Origin of the sequence: Tsukamurella sp. PLM1, from assembly GCF_023168325.1 — a bacterium.
GTDB lineage: Bacteria > Actinomycetota > Actinomycetes > Mycobacteriales > Mycobacteriaceae > Tsukamurella.
On sequence record NZ_AP025688.1, the window covers coordinates 1718749 to 1731205 of the forward strand.

A 12457-nucleotide genomic window follows, 5' to 3' on the forward strand; every position below is an offset into this window, starting at 1 on the left:
CTCGGGTTGGAAGAATCGTGCGGGGACCGCGTTCGGTCGGGGTGACCCGGCGGTAACGGGTCGGTTACGGCGTCGACGGGGATGTGACGGCGGTGTTGCCCGCCGCGCGCTGGGCCTGGTCCTCCTTGCGCTTGACCGAGTCCCGGATCTGATCGATGTTCTCGCGGAGCATGTCGGCGACCAGCTCGTCGGTGCGCGGATCGGCGAGCACCTGCAGCACCATGCGGAAGGTGGTGTCCACGATCAGCTGGATGATCTCGTCGTGGAACGGGATGTACTTGACCCGTCTGGTCTGCGGGTCGTTCTTGATCGTCTCGAGGATCATGCCGCTCATCTCGGGCTTGTTCTCCTCGAGGGCGGCGGCGATGTTCTTGGTGTAGTGACCGGTCTTGAGGACTTCGGTGACCTCGTCGAGCACGGCCACGGTGATCGGCCGCTTGACCGCGTCGACGACGGTGTCGGTGGCCCGGTTCACGACGGCCGCGGTGATCCGGTCCCCGTAGAGCCGGTCGATCGCCCGGGCCAGGCGTGCCAGCGCGACCGCGATGCGGATCAGGCGGAACAGTCGGGGCGCGGGGCTCGGCACGACGAGAGCGGGGATCATACCCAGCAGTTCGTACCAGTTGACCAGGAGGAACTTGCGGTGCCAGCCCACCTGACGCCAGCGGTAGAGGAACTCGATCGCGAACACCGCGCAGATCACCGCGTCGAGGATGAGCACGGCGTTGCGGGTCCGGTCGGCCACGTCGAAGAAGGTGATCCACACGATGAGGCCGACGGAGACGAACGCGAGCACCACCATCGTCCAGTCGGTCCACAGGACGGGTGGCTTGCGGGGGTAGGGCGCGCGGCCGGCGTCGGTCGATGTGCTCATCGCCACCGACGATACGCAGTGCCGACCGCGCTCCGCGGGAAGTCAGGCCTGCGGTTTCACCAGGCGCTGCACGTCGTCGATGATGCGTCCGGCGCCGATCACGCCGATGCCCACCATCCAGGTCTCGTCCTCGACGGCGAAGGCGCGGTTCGCGGCCACGGCGGGCAGTGAGCCCCAGCGCGAGGTCACGGCCTGCGCGGTGGCGGTCGAATTGGCGCCGAGGGTGTGGAAGACGTAGTCGCCGTTGATCTCACCGAAGTTCTCCAGTGACGGCTCGATCATCGAGTACTCGCCCCACTGCTTCGGCGGGATGCTGAAGCCCATCGCGGTGATCACGCTGCCCGAGAAGGTGCCCGGGCCGTAGATCCGGAACGTGCCGCCTCCCCGCCACCGCACGATCGAGACGGACTTGCCGGGGGCGCCGACCTTCCGTCCCACCTCCGTGGCCCGGGAATCGAGGTCCGCCAGCTGCTTGTTCATCTCCTCGGAGCGGTTCACCGCCGTGGCGGTGATGTTCGCCTGCTCCTTCCAGTTGGTGCCGGTGTCCACGGAGTACACGGTGGGGGCGATGGCGGACAGCTGCTGGTACAGCTTCTCGTGCCGCACCTTCGAGCCGATGATGAGATCGGGCTTGAGGGCGGCGATCGCCTCGATGTCCGGGCCGGCGATCAGCCCCACGTTCGCGGTCCCGCCCAGTTTGTCGCGCAGGTAGCCGGGGAAGCCGTCGTTCGCGGCGGCGACGGCGGCTCCGACCGGCGTGATGCCCAGCGCGACCAGCGCGTCCGTGTGCGGCGAGTCGATCACCACGATCCGCTGCGGGTTCGCCGGGACCTTCGTCTCACCCATCGCGTGGGCGACGGTGCGCGTCTCGGCGGCGGCGTCGCCCTCGGCGCTCGAACCGCACGCGGCGAGGGTGGCGGCGGTCGCGAGGGCGACTGTCGCGGCGAGGAATCGGCGCCGGCTCGGGCGCGGGGAGGTCGTCATGGCGGTAGACGCTAGCAGGTGTGGTTAGGGTTACCTGATCTACGTCCCGCCGATTCGCCGCGCGCGGTCCGTGTTCCGCTCACGCGTCCCAGAGGGACGGCCCGGTAGCGTGGAGGGGTGGCGAACCTCTATGCGATCAGTGACCTGCACGTGGGGCACCGCGGGAACGAGGGCATCGTCGATCGGGTCCGGAGCGCGTCGGGCGCGGATTGGCTGATCCTGGCCGGCGACCTGTGCGAGCGCACGGACCAGCTCGACGAGGTGCTCGCGGCCATCGTCCCGCGCTTCGCGACAGTGATCTGGGTGCCCGGTAACCACGAGCTGTACACCACCTCCAAGGACCCGATGCAGGTCTTCGGCGAGCCCCGGTACGAGCACCTGGTGCAGATCTGCCGGCACCACGGCGTTCTCACCCCCGAGGATCCGTATCCCGTCTTCGAGGATGAGTCCGGTCCGGTCACGATCGTCCCGATGTTCCTGCTCTACGACTACACGTTCCGGGACGACGGGCTCACGGCGCTGCAGGCGCTGAGCCGGGCGAAGGACAACAACGTGGTCGCCACCGACGAGTTCCTGCTCTCGCCGGAGCCCTACGCGACGCGCGAGGCGTGGTGCCGGGCGCGGCTCGAATACACCAGCCGTCGCCTCGCCGCGCTGCCGGCCGGGACGCGGACCGTTCTGGTCAACCACTGGCCCTGCGGCGCGAACCCACCGAGGTCCTGTTCTACCCGGACTTCCAGCTGTGGTGCGGCACCGTCGAAACGCGGGACTGGCACACGCGCCACCGGGCGGAGGCGGTGGTCTACGGACACCTGCACATCCCGCGGACCACCTGGTACGACGGCGTCCGGTTCGAGGAGGTGTCAGTCGGCTACCCCCGGGAGTGGAAGCAGCGCGGCCTGCCCGAGCCGCTGCTGCGCCGGATCCTGCCGGCGCCGGACTACACGCCCGAGACCATCGGCCCGTACGGCCTGCACTTCGAGGTGGATCCCGAATACCGGGACCCCGCCAAGCTCGAAGCCGCCCGCGCCGCCGCACGGGCGCGGGCCGGTGACCCGCGGCAGGCGGCCCGCACGCGCATCGCCGAACGGAAGGCCGCCCGGGAGAAGGGGAATCAGCTGTGATCCTGCAGTCCATGCTGCCGCGCGGAGTGGTGGCGCGGGAGGCGCACGCCGACGTCGCCGCGCCGCTGCACCCGCGCGAGGCCGCGCAGATCGCCAAGGCCGTGCCCAAGCGGCGGGCCGAGTACGCGACGGTCCGCCACCTTGCCCGCGAGGCGCTGGGGGAGTTGGGGATCGGCGACGCCGTGCTCGTCAAGGGCGAAGGTGGGGGCGTCGACTGGCCGCGCAACGTGGTCGGCGCTCTCACGCACTGCGACGGTTACCGCGGTGCGGTGGTGGGCTTCCGGATGGGGGTGCGCACCGTCGGGATCGACGCGGAGCCGCACCTGCCCCTGCCCGACAAGGTGCTCCCGACGGTGTCGGTCGAGTCCGAGCGCGAGGTGCTCGCCGAGCGCCCCGACGACGGGCTGCACTGGGATCGCCTGCTGTTCTGCGCCAAGGAGGCCACGTACAAGGCGTGGAACCCGATCACCGGGCGGTGGCTGGGATTCGAGGACGCGGAGATCACCTTCGATCTCACCGAGCGCACGGACGACGCGACGGCCGCAGGCACGTTCCGCTCCCGAATCCTCATCGACGGCCGCACCACCGACGGCGGCGCGCCGGTGGCCGCCTTCGACGGGCGGTGGCGGATCACCGAAGGCCTCATCGTCACCTCGATCGCGGTGGTGTGAGATGGCCACGGAGAGAAGCTTCCTCGAACCCGACGGTGCCGGCCTGATCATCGTGGACAAGCCCGCGGGCCTGACCAGCCACGACGTCGTCGCGCGCTGCCGGCGCGCGATGAGCACCCGCAAGGTCGGCCACGCCGGCACGCTCGACCCGATGGCGACCGGCGTGCTGGTGATCGGCATCGAGCGCGCCACCAAGCTGCTGGGACACCTGGCGCTGACCACCAAGGCGTACACGGCCACCGTCCGGCTGGGGGCGTCCACCTCCACCGACGACGCCGAGGGCGAGACCACCGGCGGCGCATCGGCTTCCGGTCTCGACGAGGACGCGGTCCGGGCCGCGATGGCGCCGTTGACCGGCGACATCGAGCAGGTGCCGAGCTCGGTCAGCGCCATCAAGGTCGACGGTAAGCGCGCCCACCAGCTCGTCCGCGAGGGCGCGGACGTCCAGCTCAAGGCCCGCCCGGTCACCGTCGACGAGTTCGCCGCGCACGTGTTCCGGCGGGAGGGCGAGTACCTCGACCTGGACGTCACCGTCGAGTGCTCGTCCGGCACGTACGTCCGTGCTCTGGCCCGCGACCTGGGGGAGTCCCTCGGCGTGGGCGGGCACCTGACGGCGCTGCGCCGCACCCGCGTCGGCCCGTACGGGCTCGACCACGCGATCACGCTGGACGAGCTGTTCGAGACCCCGCGCCTGTCGTACGGCATCGATGCGGCGATCGCCGCCGGCTTCCCCGCCCGCGAGATCACCGAGGAGCAGGCGGTCGCGCTGTCGCTCGGTAAGTGGCTCGACCCGGTGGGGCTGTCGGGCGTCTACGCGGCCGTCACCCCCGACGGCCGCGCGTTCGCGCTCCTCCAGGAGTCCGGTAGACGCGCGAGCTCGGTCTTCGTTGTCAGGCCCGCGGCGTAGTACTCGACGTTCGCGTACAGCCTGCGCCCGGGCTTGAGTTCGTTGATGGCTGTTTCGATCTCGTCCTCCACGGCCATCGCCCGGTGGACGAGGGGAGTGTCGAACCCGCGCACCACGCCCTTGAGCAACTCGGACCGCGGGTCGTGAGTGCGGTACACCGCGTGCCCGAAGCCCATGATCACCTCGCCGCGGGAGATCCGCTCCCGCACCCACTCCCGGGTGTTCGCCGGATCCCCGATCTCGTCGAGCGCGGCGAGCGCCCGGCTCGGCGCGCCGCCGTGCAGCGGACCGAGGAACGCGCCCAGCGCGCCGAGCAGGCACGACGCCATGTCCGAGCCGGTCGACGCGACCACGCGCCCGGCGAACGTGGAGGCGTTGAAACCGTGGTCGATCGTGGCCACCAGGTAGGTCTGCAGCGCAGTGGCGTGCTCCGGGGCGGCGGATCCCGTCGCCATCCGCAGGTAGTCGGCGGCGTGCGCGGCTGACGGGTCGGGCTCGAGGACGTCCATTCCCCGGGCCAGACGGTGCGCCGCCGCCAGCACGGTGGGCACACTCGCCGCGTACCGCAGGGCGGCCTCGGTCCGCTCGTCCTCGGGCAGGTCCATCAGCGGCCGGTCGCCGGAGCCCGTGGCGGCCAACGCGGTACGCAGGGCGTGCATCGGGTCGGTGTCCGGGCGGACCGTCGCGCGGAGCAGGTCGACGACGGAGCCAGGCACCTCGCGCAGGGCGCCGACCCGCCGGGCGAACGCGGCACCGTCGGATCCGGGGAGTGAGCCGAACAGCATGAGGTGCCACGCATCCTCGAACGCGACGTCCGCCGCGAGGCGGGCCGCGTCGTGTCCGCGGTAGTGGAAGAAGCCCTCCTCGCCCCGGACGTCGCCGAGCTCGGTATCGGTGACGATGACGTTCTTGAGCCCCGCCGGGGCGATCAACGGTGTGGTCATGGCCCGAGTGTGCGCGATGTTGATCAACCCTTGCAATGTTGATTAAATCAACGGGTGGACAGGTGGATCACCACGTCGGAGGCGGCGCAGCGGCTCGGCGTCAAGCGCGGCACGCTGTACTCCTACGTCAGCCGCGGCGTGCTGGTCTCGCGGCGCATGCCCGGGCAGGCGGAGTCGCTCTTCGACCGCACGCAGGTCGATTCGTTGGCCGCGGCCAAACACGACGGGCGTCGCGAGGCCGATCGGCTGCTGCGCTTCCGTGCCGTCACCACGCGCGTCTCCGTGCTGCGCGGCGACTCGCTCCACCTGCGCGGCCGGCCCATCGCCGAGGTGTGCGCGGAGCTGGATTTCGCCGGGGCGGCGCGCTTCGTCCTCGAGGCCGACGGTGCCGTGCCCCCGCCGGCGATCGACCTCGCGGCGGCGCGGACGGTGGCGTTGGAGCGTCGCATTCCGCTCGCCGTGGCGCTGCTGGCGGCGCAGGATCCGTTGCGCGCCGACCGGTCGGCGACCGCCGAGCGCGCGCTGGGGCTGCTGCCCGTGCTGGCCTCGCTGGTGCCGGAGGTGCGGCTCGACCATCCGTGGGTGCAGGCCCAGGCCACCTGCCTGATCGACAACGGGCTCGCGGCTTCGACCACGGCGGCACGGGTGGCGGCGTCGGCCCGCGCCGGGCTCTACGACTGCCTGGCCGCGGGCTACGGCGCCATGTCCGGGCCGCTGCACGGCGGCGCGCCCGCGCTCGCTCACGAGTTGCTGGGTCGGGTGCTCGACGGCGCGGATCTCGACAGGGCGATCGCCGACGCGACGTGGGGCGGGCACCTCGCCGGGTTCGGGCACATCGTGTACACCGGAGAGGATCCGCGGGCCACCGTGATCCTGGGCCTGATCGCGCAGCAGATGCCGGATGCACCTGCGCTGCAGGCGGTGTCCGCGCTCGCGGCCCGCGCGGGCCGCGCCGTCAACATCGACCTCGCGGGCGCGGCCGTCGCTCACACGCTGGGCCTTCCGGCCCGGGCGACGGAGGTGCTGTTCCAGTACGGGCGCACCGTAGGGATGGCCGCGCACGTCGCAGAGGAGTACGAGGAGGCGCCGCTGCGCTGGCGCGGGGCGAACAGCGGCGGGGTTCGGTGAGGTCATGACCCTGGTGGAGGATGTCCGCACCGGGTTGCGGGCCGCCGCCGACCCCGAGCGGGCGCCGAAGATGCAGGCGTACATGAAGTCCGCGATGCCCTTCCTCGGTGTGCCCTCGCCGCAGGTGCGCGCGATCACCGCCGATGCGCGTCGCGAGAACCCGCCTGCGGACCTCGACGAACTGCGCGACGTGGTCCTCGCGCTGTGGGACGACGCGGAGTACCGCGAGGAGCGCTACGCCGCGCAGCACCTGCTCCGGTACCGGCTGGGGCGGGGCGAACCCGCGCTGCTGCCGCTGCACGAGCACATCGCCGTCACGGGGGCGTGGTGGGACCACGTCGACGAGACCGCTCGGCACATCGCCGCTCTCCTGGACGCGTACCCGGTCGAGACGGCGGCCGCGGTGCGTGGGTGGAGTCGCGGCGACGACCTGTGGCTGCGCCGGCTCGCGATCCTCTCCCAGCTCGGCCGCAAGGACCGGATCGACACGGCCCTGCTCGAGGATGTGATCGAACCGGCCCTGTCAGAGCCGGAGTTCTTCCTGCGCAAGGCGATCGGCTGGGCACTGCGCGAGCACGGCAAGACCGACCCGGGCTGGGTGCGCGTCTACGTCGCCGAGCACGAGGATCGCCTCAGCGGCCTGTCCCGCCGCGAGGCGCTCAAGAACCTGTGAGGCTCCCCGCCTGACGTACGCGTCCGGTCGTGCGGGATGGCCGTAGACTATTGATTGAGCAGTCAGTCAATAATATGGTGGGGGCATGCCCGGCAGTCGGATACAGATCGCCGCGCTCCTCGTGCTGTGTGCGGTGGGTGCGGAACTCCTTGCGGCGTACGGGGACACCACCGGGGATGTGGGCGGCATCGCCTTCTCGGTCGTGTTCTTCGCCGGCCTCTACGGCGCACCGGCGTTGCTCGCGCGCGAAGTCGCCCGCCGCCGCGGGTGGGGGTGGGGTCCCCTGCTCTGGCTCTGTCTCGGGCTCGGCGTCACGCAGGCCTGCCTCATCGACCAGTCGCTCTTCGCCGAGGACTACATGGGCTACGAGGGCTGGGAGGCGATGCGCGAGGCGACGTACCTCCCGGCGCTGGGGTTCAGCGCGGGGAACGTGCTCACCTTCATCGGCGGCCATGTGATCTTCAGCTTCGGCGCACCCGTCGCGCTCGCCGAGCAATGGCGTCCCCGGACTGCGGACAGTCCGTGGCTCGGACGGACCGGCGTCGTGCTCTCCCCGATCGCCTACCTCCTGACGGCCGGCATGATCGTCGCGGACCCAGAGTCGCGCACCGCGTCCCCGGCGCAGCTCGCGGGGGCGGTCGCGGTGGTGCTCGCCTGCGTCGCCGCCGCGGTGGTCACCGGGAGCCGATCGTCCGCGGTGTCCGCTCGGCCGCCCACGCGGGTGTGGGTGGTCTTCCTGGCCGCACTTCCGCTCGCAGCGGCCGGCGAATACCTCGGTGGCGAGGGATGGGCCCGGCTCGCCATGGGGGCGCTCGCGATGGCCGGCATCGCCCTGCTCCTGCGGACAGCGGGCCGCGGACGGTGGCGTTCCGTGCACGTGGCCGCGGTCGGGTTCGCCTACCTGCTGGTCCGGGGCGTGCTCGCGTTCACCTACTACCCGTTGCTGGGGCACGTCGACGCGGCGCCGAAGTACGCCCACAACACGGTGATGCTGCTGGTGGTTCTCGCCGCCGGATGGTTCGCGTACCGCGCGCGATCCGGCCGAACGTCCGCGCGCGGCGCCGCCGCGGAGGTCAGCTCCTGACCCAGATCGCCTGCGCGGCCACGTCGCCCAGGTCGAGCGGGGCACCGTCGTTGACCTTGATCGCGACCGTGCCGAGAAACTTGCGCAGCTCCACGACCTCGATCCGCGCGTCGGGCGCGATGCCGACCTCCTGGAAGTAGCGCAGCATCTCGGGATCGGAATCGGAGATCCGGGCGACCGTGCACGTCTGTCCGGCCTCGAGCTCCGACAGCAGGCATGCGTCGGGGGTGGGGACGGTGCCGTCGGGCTGGGGGATCGGGTCGCCGTGCGGGTCGCGGTCGGGGTAGCCGAGGCGCTCGTCGAGGCGGGCGAGGAAACGCTCGGAGACGGCGTGCTCGAGGATCTCGGCCTCGTCGTGCACCTCGTCCCAGCCGTAGCCTAGCTCGGAGACGAGGAACGTCTCGAGGAGCCGATGCCGGCGCACCATCGCCGTGGCGGCGGCACGACCGTCGTCGGTGAGCGTGACCGCGCCGTACTTCTCGTGGTCGACCAGGCCCTGGTCGGCGAGCTTGCGGATGGCCTCGGAGGCGGTGGACGCGGAGACACCGAGCGCGTCGGCGAGCGACTTGGTCGTGACCTTCACATCGGACCACTCCTGGGCGGTCCAGATCTGCTTGAGGTAGTCCTGCGTGACCGCGGACAGCTCGCCGACGGGGCGCGGCGAATCGGGCAGGGGAGGCTTGGGCACGCACCCACCATAGGCCGTCCGATAGGGTGAGTGCGTGCTTCGCTGGCGAGGGCTCGATGACGTTCCCGCGGACTGGGGACGCTGTGTGGTGACGATCGGCGTGTTCGACGGTGTACACCGGGGACACGCCCAACTGATCGAACGAGCGACGTCGGAGGCCCGCGAACGCGGGTTGCCCGCCGTGCTCATGACGTTCGATCCCCATCCGGCCGAGGTGGTGCGGCCGGGATCGCATCCACCCCAACTGTCGACGCTCACCCGGCGCGCCGAGCTGGCCGAGGAACTCGGCATCGATGTGTTCTGCGTGATGCCCTTCACCGCCACCGTGATGGCTCAGCCGGCCGAGGACTTCGTGCATTCCGTGTTGGTCGAGCGGCTGCACGCCGCCGCGGTCGTGGTGGGGGACAACTTCACCTTCGGGTACCGCGCCCTCGGCAACGTCGAGATGCTTGCCCGCCTGGGGCACAAGTTCGGGTTCTCGGTGGACGCGGTGCCGCTGCTCACCGAGCACTCGGTCACCTACTCGTCCACCTACATCCGCTCCTGCGTGGACGCCGGCGACGTGAAGGCCGCCGCCGAGGCGCTGGGCCGCCCGCACCGCGTGGAGGGCGTGGTCGTGCGCGGCGACGGCCGCGGGCGCGAGCTCGGGTTCCCGACGGCCAACGTGGCGCCCCCGATGTTCGCGGCGATCCCCGCCGACGGCGTGTACGCCGCGTGGTTCACCGTGCTCGGCGCGGGCCCCGTCGTGGGGCAGGTCACGCCCGGCGAGCGCTATCCGGCCGCGGTCTCGGTCGGCAGCAATCCCACGTTCTCGGGCAGGACGCGCACCGTCGAGGCCTTCGTGCTCGACACTTCCGCCGATCTCTACGGCCAGCACGTCGCCGTCGACTTCGTGGACCGGGTGCGCGGCATGGAGCGGTTCGACTCGATCGACGCGCTGCTCGTCGCGATGGGTGGGGACGTCGACAAGACCCGCGCGATTCTGGGAATCTCCTGACCCCTGGTAAAGTGGCGTCTCGTGCCTGCTGCAGTTCGCGGTGGCGGCACGGAATTCACGACGACGCGACACTGGAACAAGGAGCCTCGCATGGCGCTGACCACCGAGCAGAAGAAGAGCATCCTGGCCGAGTACGGCCTGCACGAGACCGACACCGGCTCGCCCGAGGCGCAGGTCGCAATGCTGACCAAGCGCATCACCGACCTCACCGAGCACCTCAAGCAGCACAAGCACGACCACCACAGCCGCCGCGGCCTGCTGCTGCTCGTCGGGCGTCGTCGCCGCCTGCTGAAGTACGTCGCCTCGGTCGACATCAACCGCTACCGCTCGCTCATCGAGCGCCTCGGCCTCCGTCGCTAAGACCTTCCGAACCGGCCCGTCCCTGGTCTCCAGGGGCGGGCCGGTTCCGTCTCTCCGCGGACGGTGTGCCGCCACCGGCGCGCGTGGTCAGGCGTAGGTGAGCAGGACCGCCTGATCGAACGGCAGCCGGGCGAAGGTGCGACTGTGCACGAGGGGCGCCGCCTCGTCGGGGGACGACGCGCGGGTCGACCACCGTTCGGGTCTTCCCGCCGCGCTGCACCGAGCCGCCGCCGGCGGCCTGGAGGTTCTTGAGCCAGTCGCGGTCGGGCCCGTACGTCAGCAGGATCGCGACGCCGTCGTCGGTGGCGAAGGCCGTGACGGGGGTCCGATAGGCGGCGCCGGATCTGCGTCCCCGGTGCTCGATGATGGCGAAGCTCGGTGCCCACCCGGCCCACAGCCGCTGGACCGGATTGGTGACGTGGCGATTGAAGCGTGCGAGGGACTGCGGCAACTGCATGTCCTCATCGAACCCGGTGCCGGAGCGAGCCGCAACCTGCGCTGAACACATCTCACTCCTGCGGGTGAGGACCGCGCCCTCGCTCGGTCGATAGCGTGCCCCCGATGCAGTGAAGGGAGCATGCATGCGAGCACGCTGGGCCGTCGTCGGCCTCATCGGGCTACTGACCTGGGCGGTGACCGCAGGGCCGGTAGCCGCCGGAACCGGCGTCGCCGTGCGGACCGGGCACCTGCTGACCGACGCGGGCGTGCCGGGATACGCCGTGCGGATCATCCGTCCGGACCGGATCGAAGAGGAGGCGATCGGCGGCGTCGACGGTGCCGGACGTCCGGTGACGGCGAGCACGCCCTTCGTCTGGGGCTCGGTCTCGAAGTCGGTCGCGGCCCGCACCGCCCTCGGGTTGGCGGGGCGCGGTGCCCTCGATCTGGACGCCCCGGTGGTCGCTGCGGTACCGGCCGCGCGTGACCGGCTCGGCGACGAGGTGACGGTGCGCGACCTGATCCGGCACACGAGCGGCCTGCCGCACGACGTGTCGGTGACCGACGTGGCGCGTGCCGGGTCGGCCTCGTCCACGATCGGGACCATGCCCGTTCCCGCGCGTGCGCCGCGCGGCACATTCCGCTATTCGAGCCTGAACTACGTTCTGCTGCAGGCGGTCATCGAGGCGTCCACCGGCGCGCCGTATTCCGCAGCGGTCGAATCCGAGGTAGCGGTTCCCGCAGGAGCGGGCATCATCGCCGACGCGGCGACTTCCGCCTCCCGGGTGCCGCCGGGGCACGTGCCCTTCTTCACCCGCCCCCGCGTCACCGTCCCTGCTTTCGACGGAGCTGGCCTGGCTTACGGTTACCTCGCCGGATCCGTCGACGCTCTCGCCCGGTACGCGCAGTGGCTGGTCCGGGATGAGGGTGGCCGGGACTTCCCGACGGTGCCGACGGGTCGCGGCGCGGACTACGGACCGGGGCTCTATCGCGAGACGATCGCCGGCCGCGAGGTGTGGTGGCATTCCGGCGCGGTGCCGGGCTACTTCACGCATCTCGCGGTGTTCCCAGAGTCCGGACGCGCGCTCGTCCTCGTCGCGAACCGCTACGGCGAACTCGAGTCCGATCGGCTCGCCGCGGTGGCGCGGCACGCGATGCGCGCGGCCGCGGGGGACCGGACGGATCCGCCGGACGCCGGGGCGGGACCGTCCGCCGTGCTCGTCGGTACTGCTGCCGCGGCCGGTCTCGGAGCTGTCGCGATCGGATGGGCGACGGTGCGCTTCGCGCGTCGGCGAAGCGCGGGGACCCGTGCCGCCGGGCGGACGGCGTTCGGCGTGGTGTTGTGTGGGATCGCCGGTGCGACAGCGTGGTTCGGTCCTGCATCGATCGGCTACCCGCGGCCAGTGCTCGCCCGTTGGGTACCCGATGTCGCGCTGCTCCTTACCGTTCTCGCCGCCGAAGCCGCAGCCCTCGCTCTGTTGCTTCTCGCCGGGGGAGTGATTCGGCATCGTGAGGGACGCGCGTCGCGCACGGGGAGCGCCTGCTCGTGACACAGCGCTGATCGCCCGCGTGGCCGGCGTTCTCCCAC

12 protein-coding genes and 2 pseudogenes are annotated in these 12457 nt (G+C 71.4%); 9 read left to right on the forward strand and 5 right to left on the reverse strand.

What is annotated here, in order from left to right; translation table 11 throughout:
• Positions 1-64 precede the first annotated feature (64 nt).
• Positions 65-874 carry an ion transporter gene (locus MTP03_RS08925; protein ID WP_248491625.1) on the reverse strand — a complete coding sequence of 270 codons (810 nt, stop codon included), beginning with the start codon at positions 872-874 and terminating at the stop codon, positions 65-67.
• Positions 875-916: 42 nt separating this feature from the next.
• Entirely contained in the window at positions 917-1858 is a 942-nt protein-coding gene (locus MTP03_RS08930) for an ABC transporter substrate-binding protein (protein ID WP_248491626.1), read from the reverse strand.
• Between the two features lie 117 nt (positions 1859-1975).
• Here MTP03_RS08930 and MTP03_RS08935 point away from each other — a divergent pair.
• From MTP03_RS08935 to truB, 3 genes and pseudogenes are all read left to right on the forward strand, one after another.
• Positions 1976-2982 (forward strand): annotated as a pseudogene (locus MTP03_RS08935) (metallophosphoesterase).
• Positions 2982-3653: a 4'-phosphopantetheinyl transferase gene (locus tag MTP03_RS08940; protein WP_305852795.1), complete on the forward strand. Its 672-nt coding sequence runs from the start codon at positions 2982-2984 to the stop codon at positions 3651-3653. The pseudogene MTP03_RS08935 and the gene MTP03_RS08940 overlap by 1 nt, the downstream one beginning before the upstream one ends.
• A 1-nt stretch (position 3654) precedes the next feature.
• A complete protein-coding gene (gene truB, locus MTP03_RS08945) occupies positions 3655-4560 on the forward strand; it encodes a tRNA pseudouridine(55) synthase TruB (RefSeq protein ID WP_248491627.1) in 906 nt (301 codons plus the stop codon).
• Here the strand turns inward: truB and MTP03_RS08950 are convergent.
• Positions 4464-5504 carry a citrate/2-methylcitrate synthase gene (locus MTP03_RS08950; protein ID WP_248491628.1) on the reverse strand — a complete coding sequence of 347 codons (1041 nt, stop codon included), beginning with the start codon at positions 5502-5504 and terminating at the stop codon, positions 4464-4466. The genes truB and MTP03_RS08950 overlap by 97 nt on opposite strands.
• Before the next feature lie 54 nt (positions 5505-5558).
• Between MTP03_RS08950 and MTP03_RS08955 the strand changes: the two genes are divergently transcribed.
• The 3 genes from MTP03_RS08955 (at position 5559) to MTP03_RS08965 (ending at position 8389) form a co-directional block, all read left to right on the forward strand.
• A complete protein-coding gene (locus MTP03_RS08955) occupies positions 5559-6632 on the forward strand; it encodes a citrate/2-methylcitrate synthase (protein ID WP_248491629.1) in 1074 nt (357 codons plus the stop codon).
• A 4-nt stretch (positions 6633-6636) separates the two neighbouring features.
• Positions 6637-7305 carry a DNA alkylation repair protein gene (locus MTP03_RS08960; RefSeq protein WP_248491630.1) on the forward strand — a complete coding sequence of 223 codons (669 nt, stop codon included), beginning with the start codon at positions 6637-6639 and terminating at the stop codon, positions 7303-7305.
• 85 nt (positions 7306-7390) lie between these two features.
• Positions 7391-8389 (forward strand): hypothetical protein, encoded by a 999-nt coding sequence (locus MTP03_RS08965; protein WP_248491631.1) that lies wholly within the window; start codon positions 7391-7393, stop codon positions 8387-8389.
• Here the strand turns inward: MTP03_RS08965 and MTP03_RS08970 are convergent.
• On the reverse strand, positions 8379-9077 hold the full coding sequence (locus MTP03_RS08970; protein WP_248491632.1) for a metal-dependent transcriptional regulator: 699 nt from the start codon (positions 9075-9077) through the stop codon (positions 8379-8381). The genes MTP03_RS08965 and MTP03_RS08970 overlap by 11 nt on opposite strands.
• 34 nt (positions 9078-9111) lie before the next feature.
• Between MTP03_RS08970 and MTP03_RS08975 the strand changes: the two genes are divergently transcribed.
• Both MTP03_RS08975 and rpsO read left to right on the forward strand, forming a co-directional pair.
• A complete protein-coding gene (locus MTP03_RS08975) occupies positions 9112-10074 on the forward strand; it encodes a bifunctional riboflavin kinase/FAD synthetase (protein WP_248491633.1) in 963 nt (320 codons plus the stop codon).
• A gap of 90 nt (positions 10075-10164) precedes the next feature.
• A complete protein-coding gene (gene rpsO / locus MTP03_RS08980; protein WP_126198343.1) occupies positions 10165-10434 on the forward strand; it encodes a 30S ribosomal protein S15 in 270 nt (89 codons plus the stop codon).
• A gap of 87 nt (positions 10435-10521) precedes the next feature.
• Here the strand turns inward: rpsO and MTP03_RS08985 are convergent.
• Positions 10522-10891: pseudogene (locus tag MTP03_RS08985) on the reverse strand (nitroreductase family deazaflavin-dependent oxidoreductase).
• A 124-nt stretch (positions 10892-11015) separates the two neighbouring features.
• Here MTP03_RS08985 and MTP03_RS08990 point away from each other — a divergent pair.
• Positions 11016-12419, forward strand: coding sequence for a serine hydrolase (locus MTP03_RS08990; protein ID WP_248491634.1), 1404 nt, complete (start codon positions 11016-11018; stop codon positions 12417-12419).
• Positions 12420-12457: the final 38 nt, after the last annotated feature.